Annotated in this window: 13 protein-coding genes; 7 read left to right on the top strand and 6 right to left on the bottom strand. The window is 75.7% G+C overall.

The annotated features are described in order from the left end of the window. The first annotated feature begins 70 nt into the window (after positions 1–70). Positions 71–763, top strand: coding sequence for a helix-turn-helix transcriptional regulator (locus ACZ4K2_RS20025; RefSeq protein ID WP_467474738.1), 693 nt, complete (start codon positions 71–73; stop codon positions 761–763). Here the strand turns inward: ACZ4K2_RS20025 and ACZ4K2_RS20020 are convergent. After that, positions 743–1147 carry a VOC family protein gene (locus ACZ4K2_RS20020; protein WP_467474740.1) on the bottom strand — a complete coding sequence of 135 codons (405 nt, stop codon included), beginning with the start codon at positions 1145–1147 and terminating at the stop codon, positions 743–745. The two genes, ACZ4K2_RS20025 and ACZ4K2_RS20020, sit on opposite strands and share 21 nt — an antisense overlap. Positions 1148–1441: 294 nt before the next feature. Here ACZ4K2_RS20020 and ACZ4K2_RS20015 point away from each other — a divergent pair, with 294 nt between their 5' ends. The 3 genes from ACZ4K2_RS20015 (at position 1442) to ACZ4K2_RS20005 (ending at position 4505) form a co-directional block, all read left to right on the top strand. After that, a complete protein-coding gene (locus tag ACZ4K2_RS20015; RefSeq protein ID WP_467474742.1) occupies positions 1442–2305 on the top strand; it encodes an isocitrate lyase/PEP mutase family protein in 864 nt (287 codons plus the stop codon). After that, positions 2302–2580, top strand: coding sequence for a hypothetical protein (locus ACZ4K2_RS20010; protein ID WP_467474744.1), 279 nt, complete (start codon positions 2302–2304; stop codon positions 2578–2580). The genes ACZ4K2_RS20015 and ACZ4K2_RS20010 overlap by 4 nt, the downstream gene beginning before the upstream one ends. Positions 2581–2963: 383 nt before the next feature. Next, positions 2964–4505 carry a carboxylesterase/lipase family protein gene (locus ACZ4K2_RS20005; RefSeq protein WP_467475202.1) on the top strand — a complete coding sequence of 514 codons (1542 nt, stop codon included), beginning with the start codon at positions 2964–2966 and terminating at the stop codon, positions 4503–4505. 27 nt (positions 4506–4532) lie between these two features. Here ACZ4K2_RS20005 and mmuM read toward each other — a convergent pair whose 3' ends face one another. The 4 genes from mmuM to ACZ4K2_RS19985 all read right to left on the bottom strand — a co-directional run bounded on the left by mmuM (position 4533) and on the right by ACZ4K2_RS19985 (position 10717). Continuing rightward, positions 4533–5453 (bottom strand): homocysteine S-methyltransferase, encoded by a 921-nt coding sequence (gene mmuM, locus ACZ4K2_RS20000; protein ID WP_467474746.1) that lies wholly within the window; start codon positions 5451–5453, stop codon positions 4533–4535. A gap of 192 nt (positions 5454–5645) precedes the next feature. After that, complete coding sequence (locus ACZ4K2_RS19995; protein ID WP_467474748.1) at positions 5646–6239, bottom strand: TetR/AcrR family transcriptional regulator; 594 nt, start codon at positions 6237–6239, stop codon at positions 5646–5648. A gap of 32 nt (positions 6240–6271) precedes the next feature. After that, positions 6272–9193 (bottom strand): glycoside hydrolase family 2 TIM barrel-domain containing protein, encoded by a 2922-nt coding sequence (locus tag ACZ4K2_RS19990; protein ID WP_467474750.1) that lies wholly within the window; start codon positions 9191–9193, stop codon positions 6272–6274. 270 nt (positions 9194–9463) lie between these two features. Continuing rightward, on the bottom strand, positions 9464–10717 hold the full coding sequence (locus tag ACZ4K2_RS19985; protein WP_467474752.1) for an FAD-binding protein: 1254 nt from the start codon (positions 10715–10717) through the stop codon (positions 9464–9466). A gap of 105 nt (positions 10718–10822) precedes the next feature. On the opposite strand from ACZ4K2_RS19985, the gene ACZ4K2_RS19980 reads away from it, so the two are divergent. From ACZ4K2_RS19980 to ACZ4K2_RS19970, 3 genes are all read left to right on the top strand, one after another. Next, a complete protein-coding gene (locus ACZ4K2_RS19980) occupies positions 10823–11830 on the top strand; it encodes a hydroxyacid dehydrogenase (protein WP_467474754.1) in 1008 nt (335 codons plus the stop codon). A 158-nt stretch (positions 11831–11988) separates the two neighbouring features. After that, positions 11989–13341, top strand: coding sequence for a radical SAM protein (locus tag ACZ4K2_RS19975; RefSeq protein WP_467474756.1), 1353 nt, complete (start codon positions 11989–11991; stop codon positions 13339–13341). Positions 13342–13505: 164 nt separating this feature from the next. Beyond that, positions 13506–15137 (top strand): cellulose binding domain-containing protein, encoded by a 1632-nt coding sequence (locus ACZ4K2_RS19970; protein WP_467474758.1) that lies wholly within the window; start codon positions 13506–13508, stop codon positions 15135–15137. A gap of 7 nt (positions 15138–15144) precedes the next feature. On the opposite strand, the gene ACZ4K2_RS19965 is transcribed toward ACZ4K2_RS19970, so the two are convergent. Next, complete coding sequence (locus ACZ4K2_RS19965; RefSeq protein WP_467474760.1) at positions 15145–16461, bottom strand: cytochrome P450; 1317 nt, start codon at positions 16459–16461, stop codon at positions 15145–15147. Positions 16462–16503: the final 42 nt, after the last annotated feature.

Raw genomic sequence — 16503 nt, 5'->3', positions numbered from 1 at the left:
TCCCACGGCACCGGTCCTCCCGCCCTCCCGTCCCGACGTCCGGCGCCGCACGGCACGTACGCTGACCGCCGTGTACGCGGAGCGGAGGGCACGGCTGGCCGGCGCGGTCGTGTGGACGAGGTCCCCGGCGGCCGGCACCGATGCCCGGCCGGTGCTGCCCGACGGCTGCATGGACCTGATGTGGGGCGAGGGGCGGCTGCTGGTCGCGGGCCCCGACATCCGCGCGCATGTCCCCGGCGGACCGGCGCGCCCCTGGGCGGGTGTCCGCTTCTTCCCCGGCACCGCGCCCGCCCTGCTCGGCGTACCCGCGCACGAACTGCGCGACCTGCGGGTGGAGCTGGCCGACCTCTGGCCCGCCGCCCGGGTCCGGCGGCTGAGCGAGCGGATCGCGGCGGCGGCCGACCCGGCGCGGGCGCTGGAGGCCGTCGCCCTGGACCGGGCCGCGGAGGCCGGGGCCCCCGACCCGGCGCTGCGCCGGCTGGTGGCGTGCCTGGACGAGGGCCGCCCGGTGTCGGCCGCGGCCGCCGAACTGGGGTACCGGGAGCGTACGTTGCACCGGCGCTGCCTGGCCGCGTTCGGCTACGGGCCGAAGACCCTGGCCCGCATCCTGCGGTTGCAGCGGGCCCTGGCGCTGGCCCGCTCCGGGACGCCGTACGCCGACGCGGCGCTCCGCGCGGGCTACGCGGACCAGCCCCACCTGGCGCGGGAGGTGCGGGAGCTGGCCGGGATGCCGCTCGGGGAGCTACTCGCCGGGGACGGGTAGCGGGGCGAACAGGTCGACCCCGTTGCCGTCCGGGTCGTGCACGGTGGCGTACCGCTGGCCCCAGACGGCGTCCCATGGCTTGAGTTCGCCGTGGTGGCCGGCGTCCACCAGTTCCGCGTAGCGGGCGTCCACCTCGGCGGGCGAGGCGCACCGGAAGGCGAGCGTGACCCGGCCGGTGCCGGCGGGCGGCCGCCAGCCGGGGTGGAAGGAGCGGACGGTCTCCTCGGTGTCCAGGGCGAGTGCCAGACCACCGGGCAACTCGGCCTCGACGTGCGGCTGGTCCTCGGCGCCCGGCGGGAAGACCAGCCCGAGGCGGCGGTAGAAGGCGAGGGAGGCGGCCAGGTCGGAGGTGACCAGGCCGATCACGGCGATGTGTGCGCTCATACGGCCACCGTAGGCGGCGGCCGGCCGGCCGGTCTTGAAGGAATCGGACACCGGCGGCGGGCCCCGGCCCGGAACCCGCGGGCGCCTTCCCGGGTCACCCGGACGGCGGGTTCGGACGGACGGCGGGCCGCGCCGAGTGACGTTTCTGCGGTGAACCGGTTCCCCCATCAGGGTGAGTAAAGCTCGCGTAGGGCAATGGTCACGTGACCTCCTAGAGATGCTCTTGTCTTGGTAAAGAGCACCGGGACGCGAGGGACCCCCGTCCCGCGTCCACCCCACAGAAGGAGCCGGACCATGTCTCACGGTAAGAAGCTGCGCGAGCGCATCGCCGGGCCCGGGACCACACCGCTGATCGGCGTGTACGACATGTACTCCGCGTCGATCGCGGCCAAGCACTACGACGGGATGTTCGTCTCGGGCTTCGGCTTCGCGGCCTCGTACTACGGGCTGCCGGACATCGGGTTCATCGCCTGGCCCGACATGGTGGCCTTCGTCCAGCGGCTGCGGGGCGCGTTCCCGCACCACCACCTGCTGGTCGACATCGACGACGGGTACGTCGACCCCGAGGTCGCCTGCCACGTCGTCGAGGGGCTGGAGCGCATCGGCGCCTCCGGGGTGATCCTGGAGGACCAGAAGCGCCCCCGCCGCTGCGGTCACGCCGACGGCAAGCAGGTGCTGCCGCTGGAGGAGTACCTGGAGAAGCTGCACCAGGTCCTGGAGACCCGCAGGGACCTGGTGGTCGTCGCCCGCACCGACGCCACCGACGAGCGGGACATCCTGCACCGCGCCGAGCGGCTCGCCGCCACCGACGCGGACGTGGTGCTCGTCGACGGGGTGCGCAGCGTCGAGTGGATCAAGCGGATCAGGGAGGTCGTCGGCGGCAAGCCGCTGCTGTTCAACCAGATCGCCGGCGGCAAGTCGCCCCGGCTGTCCCTCGGTGAACTGTCCGACCTCGGGGTGGACGTCGCCATCTACAGCACCCCCTGCCTGTTCGCCGCGCACGAGGCGATGGACTCCGCGCTCGCCGGCCTGAAGGAGGCCGACGGCCGGCTGCCGGAGGTGGACCCCGCGAGCGGGGTCGGCGTGCAGGCGTCCACCACCCTGCTGGAGCGCAACATCGCCCGTGACCGGCTCGCCCCCGAGGGCGTGGGCGTGTGACCGGTCCCGTGCCCCGGCTCGGCGTCGCCACGGTGATCGCCGCGGCCCTCCTGGGTGCCGGAGCCGGTCCCGCGGCCGCCTCCGGGGGGCTGGTCACCGTGATCGACAACTCCCGGACGGGCACCGACAACTCGGAGACCGACTCGGTCCTGGAGATCGACCGCACAGCCAACGCGCAGGCCGGCAGCGGTACCGCGGGCAGCGATCACGACGGCAGCGCCGTGGACGTGGTCGAGGCCCTCGTCGGCGGGGCCGACCGGGACGACGAGGACTGAGGGACGGCGGAACGGGGACCACGGAAGAGACCACGGAACGGGGACCACGGAAGAGACCACGGAACGGAGCGGTGGCCGGGCACCCCGTGCGGGAGGCACCCGGCCACCGCCGTCCCCGTTCCCTGGACCGGCCCCGTTTCCCGGACCGGCCTCGTCCCCCGGACCGGCCTGCCCTCGGACCGGCCCCGGACGTGTCCACCCCGCAGCCGCTCCCGCCCGGCGGGCCGGGAGCCGCCCGATCCCGCCGAGTACGCCGAGCGGCCCGGCGTGCCCCTCCGCGCCGGAATACCCCGCCGCCGTGTGGTGCTGTGGTGTCGACGGTGCACGGCGCCGACGCACGGGTGACCGGCGCGGTGCGGGAGCGCGGCGAAGGGCTGGCGGCGATGACGGCGGACCGGACGGGCCCTGTGGTGAGAACGCCCCACGGGGCGGTGCGTGGTAGGTACGAGCGAGGTGTCGCGGTCTTCCGGGGCGTCCCGTACGCGGCTCCGCCGTTCGGCTCCCTGCGGTTCCGGCCGCCCCGGCCGCCCGAGCCCTGGGACGGGGTGCGCGACGCCGGCGCCTTCGGGCCCACCGCGCCGAAACCGCCGTACTCCGAGGCGTTCGCCCAGTACCTGTCCGACCCGGTCGTGCCCGGCGACGACTGCCTCAACCTCAACGTGTGGACGCCCGAGCCGGGGCCCGGCGCCGGGCTGCCCGTGCTGGTCTGGCTGCACGGCGGCGCCCTGACCAGGGGCTCCTCGGCGGTGCCCGTGTACGACGGCAGCGCCTTCGCCCGGGACGGGGTCGTCTGCGTCTCGGTCAACTACCGGCTGGGCGTCGAGGGCTACGGGCTCTTCCCGGACGCGCCCCCGAACCCGGGCCTGCGGGACCAGCTCGCCGCCCTGCGCTGGGTGCACGACTCGATCGCGGCCTTCGGCGGCGACCCCGGCCGGATCACCCTGTGCGGCCAGTCGGCCGGCGCCATCAGCGTCGGTGCCCTGCTCGCCGCCCCCGCGGCACAGGGCCTGATCCGGCGGGCGGTGCTGCAGAGCGGGGCCCCCGAGGCCGCGGAGCGCGAGAAGGTGCGGCGGATGGTGCGCCGGATGGCCGCCCGGCTCCGGGTGCCCGCCACCGCCGAGGCGTTCGCCGGTGTCGACCGCGCCCTGCTGCTGCGCACCCAGGCCGAGGTCGGCCGGCTCAGCAGCCCGGTGCTGGGCGGTCCCGCGTTCGGCATCGTGGTGGACGGCGACCTCGTGCCCCGCGATCCGCTGGCGGCGCTGACCGACGGGGACGCCGGCCGGGACACCGACCTGCTCATGGGCTGGACCCGGGACGAGTACCGGCTGTGGCTGGTGCCCGGCGGCCTGCTGGACCGCGTCGACCGGCTCGGCGCCGTCGCCCTGGCCGGGGCCATGGCCCGCTGCCACGCCGGCCACGACGTCCCGCGCGGCTACCGGGCCCTGCGCCCCGATGCCGGGACGGCCGAGACGGTCGGCCAGATGGTCACCGACCACCTGCTGCGGGTGCCCCTGCACCGGCTCGCCGACGCCCGCCCCGGCACCTCCCACCTCTACGAGTTCGCGTGGCCGTCCCGGCGCCCCGGCCTCGGCGCCTGCCACGCGCTGGAACTGGGGTTCGTCTTCGGCACCGGGGACCTGCCCGAGTCGCGGAAACTGGCCGGTGAGGGCGCGCCCCGGGAACTGCGCGACGCGATGCACGGCGCCTGGGTGCGGTTCGTGACGTCCGGCGACCCCGGCTGGGCGGCCTGGGACGCCCGCCACCCCGTCCGGATCTTCGGCGAGGGCGCCCCGTACACCGCGTGCGGACCCCGGGACGCGGACATCGGCCTGTGGTCGGCCGCGCCCGCCCTGCCCGCACCTCCGGGGGCCGCCGCCGTACCGCGGGCCACCGGCGCCGAACTGGGCGCCGCGCTGCGCCGCTGAACCGGACGGACGGGCGGGGCCCGGGTGTCAGCCGATCGCGCCCGCTATCGCGGCTGTCCCCTCCGGGCCCACCCGGCAGCAGCCGCCGATCAGCCGCGCCCCCGCGTCCCGCCACGCGGCGACCCGCGCGGCACCGAACGTCGTGCGTCCCCGCCAGGCCCGCGCCTCCGCGTCCCAGACCTCACCGCTGTTGGGGTAGACCACGACGGGCTTGCCGGTGACCCGCGCCGCGATCTCCACGGCCGGTCCGACGTCCCCGGGGGCGCAGCAGTTCACCCCGACCGCGATCACCTCGTCCGCGTCTGCGGCCGGCGCGAACGCCTCCTCAAGGGGCTGCCCCGCCCGCGTCCGGGTCCCCTCGACCGTGTACGACAGCCAGGCCGGCACGCCGAGCCCGCGCACCGCGCGCAGCAGCGCGGCGGCCTCGTCGGCGTCGGGGACGGTCTCCAGCGCCAGCACGTCCGGGCCGGCGGCGGCCAGCGCCTCGATCCGGGGCCGGTGGAACCGCTCCAGCTCGGCCGTGGTCAGCCCGTACCGGCCCCGGTACTCGGAGCCGTCCGCGAGCATCGCCCCGTACGGCCCGGCCGACGCCGCCACCCACAGCGGGCGGCCGGCGCCCCTCTCCACCGCCCGGCGGGCCGCCGCGCGGGCCAGCTCCACGCTGAGGGCGAGCAGCCGCGTGGCCTCCGCGCGGCCGATGCCGCGCTTCGCGAAGCCCTCGAAGGTGGCCTGGTAGCTGGCCGTGATCGCCACGCTCGCACCCGCCTCGAAGTAGGCCAGGTGCGCCTCGGTGACCGCCTCGGGCCGCTCGACGAGCAGCCGGGCCGACCACAGGTCGTCGCTCAGGTCGTGCCCGGCCGCCGCGAGCTGGTTGGACATGCCGCCGTCGAGCACGACCGTCCCGGCGGCGAGGGCGTCGGCGAGGCTGGGGGAGCTGGCGCTGGTCATGCCCCGAAGCTAGCCGAACCGCGACACCGCCCACCACGCCCGCCCACCGGTCGGACCGGCCGGACCGGCCGGCCCGGCCGGCCCGGTCAAGGGGCTTCGCGCCCGCCGGTCACGGCAGTGGCCGTCCTTCCCGGCGCCGCCCGCGGCGCGGACGGGGACGGGGAGCAGGGCGTCGGCGCCGGCCCCGGCGGCTCAGCCTTCGCCGGCGGGCTCCCCCTCCTGCCGCGGCCAGTGGGTGAGGGTGACGTGGAGGGCCTCCACGGCCTTGTCCCAGGAGGCGCCCACGTCGCGGTCCGCGCCGAAGCCGCCCGCGCTCTCCAGCACGCAGTACCCGTGGAACGTGCTGCGCAGCAGCCGTACCGCGTCCGTCAGGTCCGGTTCCGCCAGGCCGTACGCCCGCAGCATGCCGTAGGTGATCTCCGCGGTGCGGCGCAGCTCCGGGGAGTCCGCGATCAGGGACTGGTCGACGCGGATCTGGGTGGCCGCGTACCGACCCGGGTGCTCCAGGGCGTACTGCCGGTAGGCGCCGGCGAACGCCGTCAGCGCCTCCGCGCCCGCCCGGCCGGCCACGGCGGCCGCGATCCGGTCGATCAGCTCGGCCCCCGCGTGCAGGGCCAGCCGGGTGCGCAGGTCCTGGAGGCCGCGCAGGTGCGAGTAGAGGCTCGCGTCCCTGACCCCGAAGCGGCGCGCCAGCGCGGAGACGCTGACGTTGTCGAAGCCGACCTCGTCCGCCAGTTCGGCGGCGCCGGCCACCAGCCGCTCCGCGCTGAGCCCTGCCCGGGGCATGCGCCCACCTCCTCGGATGCCTGGGCAGAACCCTAGAGCAGCCGGTGCGGGCCCGGACCGGCGGCGGGCACGGAGAAGACGAAGGCGAACTCCGCCGGCTCGGCCCGCAGGTGGTGGCGGGGCAGCGGGCCGGGGCCGCAGGACTGGGAGCCGATGCCGTGCTGGCCGTGGTCGAGGTTGACCCAGACCGTGTCACCGGGCACCAGGTCCGTGCGGTGGTCCGCCGCGTCCAGCTGCTCGGTGGTCCAGCGGCGCGCGGTGAGGTGGAAGACGGGATCGCCCTCGACGCGCAGCCCGCCCAGCTCCGCCCAGCGGACGTCGATGCGGGCGCCGTTCTCCTGCGGACGGACGTACGGCGTCTGCAGTTCCGCGACGGTCGACCGCCACCGGCCCACGGACGCCGCCGCCCTGGTGTCCGGGTACGCCTCCCCCGGACCGCCGCCGTACCACTCCACCCGGTCGGCCGCCGCCAGTCCGAAGCGGATGCCGAGCCGGGGGAGGGGCACGGTCCAGTCGCCCTCCGGCGCGGTGCGCACGGTCAGCAGCAGCCGGTCGCCGTCCGACGTCCAGTGGTACACCGCGGTCAGCCCGGTCTCCCGGCCGGCCGGCGCCACCCTCGTGCGGACCGTCAGCGAGTCCCCGGAGCACTCCACCGCGTCCAGGCGGTGCCGCATCCGGTGCAGGCCCAGCGCGCGCCAGAGCGGCCCGACGCGGGGGTCGCTCTGCCAGGCGGCCCCGTCGTCGTTGTCGGTGGTGGCCCGCCAGACGTCCAGGCGCAGGGCGCGGACGGCGACGCCCCCGATGCCGCGCAGGGCGCCGGTGCGGGTGTCGAAGACGCCGGGGCCGAGCCCGGTCACGCCGTCGCCGGGCACCGGCCGGGCGGTCGCCGCGACTTCGGGCGCCCGGCGCGCGGCCGCCCGGACCTGCCCCCAGGCGACCACGTGGCCCGCGGGTGCCCACGGGGTGCCGGCCGCCGGCACCGCGCGGACCGTCCAGTACGCCTCACCGGGCGGCGCGCCGGGCGGCGGGCCGGGCAGGGCCACCTCGGCGGACGCGCCGGGTGCCAGCGCGGGCACCGGCAGCGGACCGGAGCCCACCGTCTCGCCCTCCACCTCGTACGACCACGAGAAGGCCAGCGCCGACAGGTCGGCGAAGTCGTACTTGTTGGTGACGCGGACCGTGCCGTCCGTCCCGGTGCCCGCGATGCCGACCGGCTCGATCACCTTCTTGTACTCGATCAGGCCGGGGGAGGGCCGGCGGTCCGGGAAGAGCAGGCCGTCGCAGACGAAGTTGCCGTCGTGCAGCTCCTCGCCGAAGTCGCCGCCGTAGGCGTACCCCAGCTCGGGATGGGCGATGCCGTGGTCGATCCACTCCCAGACGAAGCCGCCCTGGAGCCGGTCGTGCGCCTCGAAGATCCGCTGATAGTCGGCGAGCCCGCCGGGGCCGTTGCCCATGGCGTGCCCGTACTCGCAGAGGATGAAGGGGAGTTCACGGCGCCTGCGCGGGCCGCCGTCGAGGCCGCGGCCGATCCGCTCGACCTCGTCGTGCCCGGCGTACATGCGCGAGTACACGTGGGTGTCACGGCAGTCGCGGTCGCCCTCGTAGTGCAGCGGCCGCGACGGGTCCCGGCGGTGGATCCACTCGGCCATCGCGGTCAGGCCCCGGCCGGTGCCGGCCTCGTTGCCGAGGGACCAGAGCACGACCGACGGGTGGTTCTTGTCCCGTTCGACCGTGCGGGCCGCCCGGTCGAGCAGCGCCGGGGTCCAGCGGTCGTCGTCGACGGGGTTGTCCCGCCAGTCCTGCCCGGTGAAGCCGTGCGTCTCCAGGTCGCACTCGTCGATCACCCACAGGCCCAGTTCGTCGCAGAGGTCGAGGAAGAACGGGTGCGGCGGGTAGTGGGCGGTGCGGACGGCGTTGACGTTGTGCCGCTTCATCAGCAGCACGTCCTCGCGCATGGTCGCCGCGTCGAGCGCCCGGCCCCGCTCGGGGTGCCACTCGTGCCGGTTGACACCGCGGAAGAGCACCGGGCGGCCGTTCACCCGGATCAGCCCGTCCGCCAGCTCCACCGTGCGGAAACCGATGCGCAGCGGCACCCGTTCGCCCTCGGTGGCCAGCACGCCGTCGTACAGCCTCGGCGTCTCCGCCGTCCACGGCTCGGCCGGCACCGTCACCGGCTCCCCGGCCGCGACGTCGACGCCCAGCTCCGGGACGGTCACCCGGCCGGCCACGTCGGAGTCGACGCGCAGGGTGCCCGTACCGGCGGTGTGGTCGTACGAGGCGTGCACGAAGAAGTCGAGGACGGCGCCCGGCGGGCGGTGCAGCAGGGTGACGCTCCGGAAGATGCCCGGCAGCCACCACTGGTCCTGGTCCTCCAGGTACGAGCCCGCCGACCACTGGTGGACCCGGACGCCCAGGACGTTGCCGCCCGCCCGCAGCAGGTGCCCGACCGCGAACTCGTGCGGCAGCCGGGACCCCTTGAACTCGCCGAGAGCCGTGCCGTTCAGCCAGATCCGGGCGCAGGACTCCACCCCGTCGAAGCGGAGCACGGCGCCGCCGTCCGCCGGCCAGTCCGCGGGCAGGTCGAAGACGCGCAGGTGGTCGCCGGTCGGGTTCTCGGTCGGCACCCGGGGCGGGTCCACCGGGAACGGGTAGAGGTGGTTGGTGTAGACGGGGGAGCCGTGGCCCTGGAGCACCCAGTGGCCCGGGACGGTGAGCTCCGCCCAGTCGCCGGCGTCGTACCCCGGCGCCGCGAAGGAGTCGTCCTCGGCGTCGGCCGTGTCCGACAGCCGGAAGCGCCAGGTGCCGTCGAGCGGGAGGGTCCTGGCGTCTGAGGCCGCGTACCGGGCGCGGGGCGGCAGCGTCCCGGAGCCGGGGGAGACGTCCTCGACGTAACGGCACGGAGGGGTGTGCGGCCCGGCGTCGGCCGAGGGCCCGGGGGAGGTGCGGAACGACATGAGTCTCCTAGCTCAGCCTGTGGGAGGCACCGGGCCGGCGGGGACCGGGAAGGGGAGGAGGAGGTCGGGGGCGGTCGGCGGCCGGTGGAGGGGGCGTGCCGGGCGACGGCCCGGCGGACCGCCGCGGGCAGCGGCGCGCCCGGGCGGGCGGCCACCCGGCGGCCGGGGGAGGCCGGCCGGCTCGGCGTGGACCTCAGGCTAGGGGCCCTCGGCGAGTGCCGACAAGGGCGGCAGGCGCGGGTGGCGCACGCGCGCCGTCCCCGCCCGTCGTCAGCCGCCGAGCAGGTCCCGCACGAAGGCGTTGGTGAACGTGCCCCGGGGGTCCAGCTCCCGGGCCAGGGCCCGGAAGTCCGCGAGCCGCGGATACCGGCCGCGCAGCCCGGCCGCCGGGATCGTGTACGCCTTCCCCCAGTGCGGGCGCGGGCCGAACGGCTCCAGCGCCTCCTCCAGGCGCCGCACCACCGGCAGCACCGCCGCCTCGTCCCGCACCCAGGTGAAGTGCAGCGCCACCGTGTCCCGCCCGTGGGCCGGCTCCAGCCACTGCGTCTCCGCGGCGATCGTGCGCACCTCGCAGACGCGCAGCACCCCGGCGACCGTCCCGCGGATCGCGTCGACCGCGGCCAGCGCGTCCGCCGCCGCCCGCCGCGGCAGCAGGTACTCCGACTGGATCTCCTCCCCGCTGCTCGGTGTGAACTCCGCCCGGAAGTGCGGCAGCCGCTCGTGCCACGGCCCCGGCTCGCCGAGCTGCGGGGTGCAGTTGGCCGCCGGCATCCCCGGCACCGGGTGCAGCGCCCCGGTGGCGGCCGGGGCCCACGGGAAGTCCGCGGCCGGCCGGTCGGTACGGCGCTTGACCCAGACCTGCCCGAAGCCGGGCGCACGCCAGTCGGTGAACAGGCTCACGCTGTACCCCGCCGCCGCGACGGCCTCGAAGTCGAGCCCGGCCAGCGGGAGTCCGGTGTACACGCACTGCTCGACCAGGTAGGCGGGTTCCAGGTCCAGGGTGAGCGAGGTGACCACGCCGAGCGCCCCGAGCGAGGTCACCGCCCCGCCGAACCGCGGATCGCCGCGGCCCACCGGCACCGTCGAGCCGTCGGCGGTCAGCAGCTCCACCTCCCGCACCGCCGCCGCGAGCGGGCCGTTCGCCACCCCCGACCCGTGGGTGCCGGTCGCCACCGAGCCCGCCACCGAGATGTGCGGCAGCGAGGCCAGGTTGGGCAGGGCCAGCCCCCGGGCGTGCACCGCCCGGGCGAGTTCCGCGTACCGGACGCCGCCGGAGACCCGGACCGTACGGGCCGCGGTGTCCACGTCGATCCGCGGCGGCAGGCCGGCGATCGACAGCAGGGTGCCCCCGGGGCCGGGGTCGGTGATCCGGTTGAAGGAGTGCCCGCTGCCCAGGACCCGCACCCGCGCGCTGCCCGCCACCACGGCCCTGAGCGCGTCCGACGTCCGCGGGCGGTGGAACTCCCCGACCGTGTAGGTGACGCTGCGCGCCCAGTTGCCGATCACCCGCGCCGCGTCCGCCACCCGTGCCTCCCGGGGAGTGCCTGTCCGTTGACCCTCTCATCCGCACCGGCCTACGGTGAGGACCGGTCCGCAGTCCGCGCGTCCCCGAGCCGGAAGGCCACGCCCTTGACCGAGCGACCCCGGGCACTGTTCGCCATGGCACCGCGGAACCTGCCGCTCGTCTTCCCGCCGGAACTGCTGGCCCGCCTGCGCGCCCGCGTGGACGTCGATCCCGCCCTGGTGGCCGACGACTTCGCCGCGCCCCGGGTCCGGGCGGCCCTCGCCCGCACCGAGATCCTCGTCACCGGCTGGGGCTGCCCCCGCCTGGACCCGGCGGTCCTGGACGCGGCCCCGGAACTCCGCGCCGTCCTGCACGCGGCCGGCTCGGTCAAGGGGTTCACCACGCCCGAGGTGTGGCGGCGGGGCATCGCCGTCTCCTCGGCCGCCGAGGCCAACGCCCTGCCGGTCGCCGAGTACGCGCTCGCCGTGATCCTGCTGGCCGGCAAGGACGCCTTCGCGCTGCGCGACCGGCTGCGCGAACGGCGCGCGTTCCCCTACGACGGCGTCCTCCCCGGCATCGGCAACCACGGCCGCCGCGTCGGCGTCGTCGGCGCCTCCCGCACCGGCCGCCGCCTGATCGGGCTGCTGCGCCACCACGACCTCGCCGTCACGCTCGCCGACCCGTACGTGGACGCGCCGGAGGCCGCCCGGCTCGGCGTGCCCCTGCTGCCGCTCGACGAGCTGCTGCGCACCTGCGACGTCGTCAGCCTGCACGCACCGCACACCGCCGGCACCCACCGTCTCGTCGGGGCCCGGGAACTCGCCCTGATGCCCACCGGAGCGGTCCTCGTCAACACCGCGCGCGGCGCCCTGGTCGACCACGACGCGCTGGTCGCGGAGGTGCGCGCCGGGCGGCTGAGCGCCGTGCTGGACGTGACCGACCCCGAACCGCTGCCCGCCGGCTCCCCGCTGTACGACCTGCCCAACGCCTTCGTCACCCCGCACCTGGCCGGCTCGCAGGGCAACGAGGTGGCCCGCCTCGGCCGCGTGGTGGTGGAGGAGGCCGAGCGGCTCGCGTCCGGAGCCGCCCTGCGCCACGCCGTCGATCCCGCGGAGCTGGAGCGGATGGCCTAGGCACGCCCCGGCGAGACGCCCGTCGCAGCGTCGCGCGCCGCCGCCCGGCGCGGCCGTGGCGGCCCGTACCGCGCGGCGTGCGGGGACCCGGCACGGGCGTGCCGGGGGCGGGGGCATACGGTGAGGGGTGAACGCCTGAGCCGGGAGGAGACAGACGGATGGGCAGTCGTACCGCGCTGGTCGAGGATCTGATGGAGCGGTTCCCGGAGGTGCCGCGGGAGGCCGTCTTCAAGGAGGACCTGCTCCGGGGCGGTGTCGCCTTCGACGAGTCCGCCCTGAGCGACAACGAGGACGGGGACGTCAAACCGAAGTCCTACTTCATCTTCTCCTTCGACCACGGCACCCTGCCCGAACTGGGCGAAGCCGCGCTGCGCCGGCCCCCGGAGGAGATCATCCTCACCGGTGGGCCGTACGACCTGAGGCGCACGGTCGTCTCCGTCCGGGTGAACCCCGCCTCGCCCTACCGGGTCGCCGCCGACGAGGAGGGGCTCCTCGGGCTGTACCTCGACGGCAAGCGCATCGCCGACGTCGGGGTGCCGCCGATGCCCGAGTACTACCGGCACACCCTCTCCAACGGGAAGTCCGTGATGGAGGTCGCGCCGACCATCCAGTGGGGCTACCTGATCTACCTGACCGTCTTCCGGGTCTGCCAGTACTTCGGCGCCAAGGAGGAGTGCCAGTACTGCGACATCAACCACAACTGGCGCCAGCACAAGGCGGCCGGGCGGCCCTACACCGGGGTGAAGGACGTCGACGAGGTCCTCGAGGCCCTGGAGATCATCGACCGGTACGACACCCAGAAGGCGTCCACCGCCTACACCCTCACCGGCGGCGCCATCACCTCGAAGGTCGCGGGCCGCGACGAGGCGGACTTCTACGGCCACTACGCCAAGGCCATCGAGGAGCGCTTCCCGGGCCGCTGGATCGGCAAGGTCGTGGCCCAGGCGCTGCCCAAGGACGACGTGCAGCGGTTCAAGGACTACGGCGTGCAGATCTACCACCCCAACTTCGAGGTGTGGGACCGCCGGCTGTTCGAGCTGTACTGCCCCGGCAAGGAGCGCTACGTCGGCCGGGACGAGTGGCACAGGCGGATCCTGGACTCCGCCGAGATCTTCGGCGCGCGCAACGTCATCCCGAACTTCGTGGCCGGTGTGGAGATGGCCGAGCCGTTCGGCTTCACCACCGTCGACGAGGCCATCGCCTCCACCACCGAGGGCCTGCGCTTCTTCATGTCGCACGGCATCACGCCGCGCTTCACCACCTGGTGCCCGGAGCCCACCACCCCGCTCGGCAAGGCCAACCCGCAGGGCGCCCCGCTGGAGTACCACATCCGGCTGCTCCAGGCCTACCGGCAGACGATGGACGACTTCGGCCTGTCCTCCCCGCCCGGCTACGGCCCGCCCGGACCCGGCAACGCCGTCTTCTCCGTCAGCTCCTTCATGGACAGCCTGCCCGCGGACGCGCCGACGGCCGAGCCGGAGGGTCCGGCGGAGGTGCCGGCCGGGGCGTGAGCCGCCCCCGGCCGGGGGCGGGCGGCCACCGTCGGTAACCGGATGTGGACAGCCAGCTTGTCAGTTGTGTCGACGACGTGAAAGGCTCTGTGCACTGCCGCGGGGTATTCGCAACTTCCCTCTTCCTTTGGTGAGTTGGCCTCGCTCGTGGATGCAGGAGTCCCATGCCCGACCTGCCGATCCCCCAGGACGACACCGAGGCCGCGCTGTTCTCCGAGTGCTGGGACGCGGTGCTCTCGTACGCTGAGCTGTGCACCTCCGGCTCCCTGACGGCCCACCAGCTCGCCACGGAGGCGTTCGAGGCCGGCGTGCGGGAGATCCGCGCCGCCGCGGGCGCCCACGTCCGGGGGCCCGGCGGCCGTGCGGCCCGGCTGCCGACGATCCCGGCGCTGCTCACCGCCGTGCGCGACACCGCCGCCCGCTGGGAGGCCGACGGCCACGGGCACCGGCTCGACCCCGGGCTGCGGCTGTGGCTGCACTCCGGCGCCGCCGCCCGGTTCACCGGGCCGCCGCAGGGGCGCCCGGTCGCGCTGCGCGGCCTGCGGGACCTCCAGGAGACGGACGCGGCACTGCTGTGGCTGGCCGAGGTGGAGGCGCTGCCGCTGCCCACCGCCGCCCGCCGGCTCGGCCTGGACCCGGCGACCGCCGCCGAGGAGCTCGACCAGGTGCGCCTTCTGTTCCGGGACCGCTGTCACCGCGCCCACCTCGACTCCCCGCTGGACGCGCAGTGCCGCGGTCACGCCCGCCTGCTGGACGCGGTCACCCGCTCGCCCGTCGGAGAGGTCCCCGATGATCTCGCCCGGCACCTCGCCACCTGCGCGCGGTGCGCCGAGGCCGCCGCGTGCCTGCGGCCGCACGGCGGCGGCCTCGCCGCCGCCCTGGCGGGCGGCGCCGTCGGCTGGGGCGGCCCCGCCTACCTGGAGCGCCGCCGCCGCGCCGCCGAGGTCCGCCTCGGCGCGGGCCGTCCCGATTCCGGCCCCGCCGGCCCCGAGGAGGAGGGCGAGGGGCGCGGCCGCGCGCTGCGCGGCGGGCTGCTGGTCACCGCCGTCCTGCTGTCGGGGCTGGCCCTCGGGGTGTCGATGATGCCGTTCGGCGACGGCCGCGAGGAGACCGCCGCCCGCGGCGGCCGGCAGCCGGTCGCCGACCCCGAGGTCTCCCGCACCGCGGCCCGCCCCACCCCGTCAGGCGCGCCCGCCACGCCCGGCCCGCGCACCCCGTCGGCCGCCCCGTCCGCGACGGCCGCCCCGTCCGCATCGGCTGCCCCGTCCGCGACGATCGTCACCGGCGGCGGGCGCGTGCCCGGCCCGCGCGCCTCCGGGCCCGAACCCCAGGGCACCGCGACCGCCCCCGCCCCCGTGACCGCCACTCCTTCCGTGACCGCCACCGCCTCGGCGACCGCCTCCGCATCCGCGACCGCCACCCGCCGGGCCGGGCCCGCCGGCGTGCCCGCGGCGTCCGGCGCATCCGGCGAGGCGGGCTGCCGGGTCTCCTACCGCCTGGACAGCCAGTGGTCGGACGGCTTCCAGGCCGCCGTCACCGTCACCACCGAGCGGGCCCTCACCGGCTGGCAGGTGGCCTGGACCTTCCCCGACGGCCAGCGGGTCGGCCCGAGCTGGGACGCCACCGTCCGGCAGCGCGGCGCGCGCGCCACCGCCACCGCGGTCCACTACAACCGGGCCGTCGCCGCGCACGGAACCCTGTCCTTCGGCTTCCTCGGGAGCCTTCGGGACGGGAACCGCACGCCGTCCGGCTTCACCCTCGACGGGGAGCCGTGTGTCCTCGGACCGCGGAGCTGACACCTGTTCACCAGGTTTCGGTCGTGAAGCGCGCGTTCACCGGTTGCAGGGCGAGGGCCGGGCGGGGGCGGACGGAGTCCGGGGTGGTGAGGCGCAGGCGGAAGCGGGACCAGACGGCGGCCAGCAGCCCGACGGCCTCGACCGTCGAGAGACTGGCGCCGAAGCAGGTGCGCGGGCCGAGTCCGAAGGGGAAGTAGGAACCGCGCGGAACCTGTTTCTGCTCGTCCCCCAGCCAGCGCTCCGGCCGGAATTTCTCGGCGTCCTTCCAATACCGCGGATCGCGGTGATTCACCCACTGGCTCACCGAGACCGTGACGCCGGCCGGAATCACGTAATCCGAGATCTCGACATCGACGCGGGCGTCCCGGCTGGTTATCCAGACCGGTGAATACAACCGGAGGGCTTCCCTCAGTACGGCGTCGGTGTACGGCAATTCACCCAGCAGCGCCATTCCGGTGGCATTGCCGGCGAGGGCCTTCTCCGCTTCGCGGTGCACGATTTCCGCCGCCTCCGGGTGCCGGGCGAGCAGTACGCTGGCCCACACCACGGCGTCGTTCGTGGTTTCGTACCCGGCCATGAGCAGGGTGGCCAGTTCGTCCTTCGCCTCGGCCGGCGTCGGCACGGGTGTGCCGTTGAACAGCGCGTGCAGCACGGGTGCGGTGTCCGGGTCCGCGGTGCGGGCCGTGGCGGTGACGCGGGCCAGGGTCTGCTCGACCAGCCGGAGGTTGCGCCGGATCCGGAGCTTGCGCCGGGTGGGGAACCACTCGGGCAGGATCACCGGCGAGGCGGAGAGGTCCATGATCGGGGCCACCAGCCGGGCCACCTCGGTGATCTGCCGGTCGGTGTACTCCTCGCCGAACATCAGCGCCGTGACCATGCGCAGCGTGACCACCGACACGTCCTGCTGGAGGTCGCGCACCTGGCCCGGGGCCCACCGCGCCAGCATCCGCTCGGCCTGCCCGCGCACGGCGTCCGCGGCCGCCGCGGACATCTCCCGGCCGAAGGCGGGCTGGATGCGCCGGCGCTTGGCCTTCCAGGCGTCCCCGTCGGCGCTCATGGTGGACAGCGGCAGGCTCTGCCTGCGTCCCGCGAGCCGGGTCTCGGGGCCTTCCTTCACGAAGTCGGTGTCCCGGTCGACGAGCACGCGCACGACGTGCTCGGGGCCGGAGAGCAGCACGTTGCGGGGGCTGATGCGGACGACGTCCCCGTGCTCCCGGGCGCACGTGGTGAGGAAACCGAGCGGATCGGTACTGAATTGCTCCAGGTTTCCCAGCACGCGGCCGCCGGCCGGTCCCGGAATGTCAGCCAGCGTTTTCGTCGCCATCCTCGCCCCCGCCTTCAACCGTCCGGGAAGAGCCGGGGTGCA

It is taken from the genome of Streptomyces sp. NPDC025833 (assembly GCF_055558055.1).
This window is presented reverse-complemented; position numbering and strand designations above follow the sequence as displayed.

Excerpts from the sequence above, each read along its gene's own strand:
- ACZ4K2_RS20020 (WP_467474740.1), bottom strand. The coding sequence starts at position 1,147 with ATGAGCGCACACATCGCCGTGATCGGCCTGGTCACCTCCGACCTGGCC.
- ACZ4K2_RS20015 (WP_467474742.1), top strand. The coding sequence starts at position 1,442 with ATGTCTCACGGTAAGAAGCTGCGCGAGCGCATCGCCGGGCCCGGGACC.
- ACZ4K2_RS20005 (WP_467475202.1), top strand. The coding sequence starts at position 2,964 with ATGACGGCGGACCGGACGGGCCCTGTGGTGAGAACGCCCCACGGGGCG.
- mmuM (WP_467474746.1), bottom strand. The coding sequence starts at position 5,453 with ATGACCAGCGCCAGCTCCCCCAGCCTCGCCGACGCCCTCGCCGCCGGG.
- ACZ4K2_RS19995 (WP_467474748.1), bottom strand. The coding sequence starts at position 6,239 with ATGCCCCGGGCAGGGCTCAGCGCGGAGCGGCTGGTGGCCGGCGCCGCC.
- ACZ4K2_RS19990 (WP_467474750.1), bottom strand. The coding sequence starts at position 9,193 with ATGTCGTTCCGCACCTCCCCCGGGCCCTCGGCCGACGCCGGGCCGCAC.
- ACZ4K2_RS19975 (WP_467474756.1), top strand. The coding sequence starts at position 11,989 with ATGGGCAGTCGTACCGCGCTGGTCGAGGATCTGATGGAGCGGTTCCCG.
- ACZ4K2_RS19970 (WP_467474758.1), top strand. The coding sequence starts at position 13,506 with ATGCCCGACCTGCCGATCCCCCAGGACGACACCGAGGCCGCGCTGTTC.
- ACZ4K2_RS19965 (WP_467474760.1), bottom strand. The coding sequence starts at position 16,461 with ATGGCGACGAAAACGCTGGCTGACATTCCGGGACCGGCCGGCGGCCGC.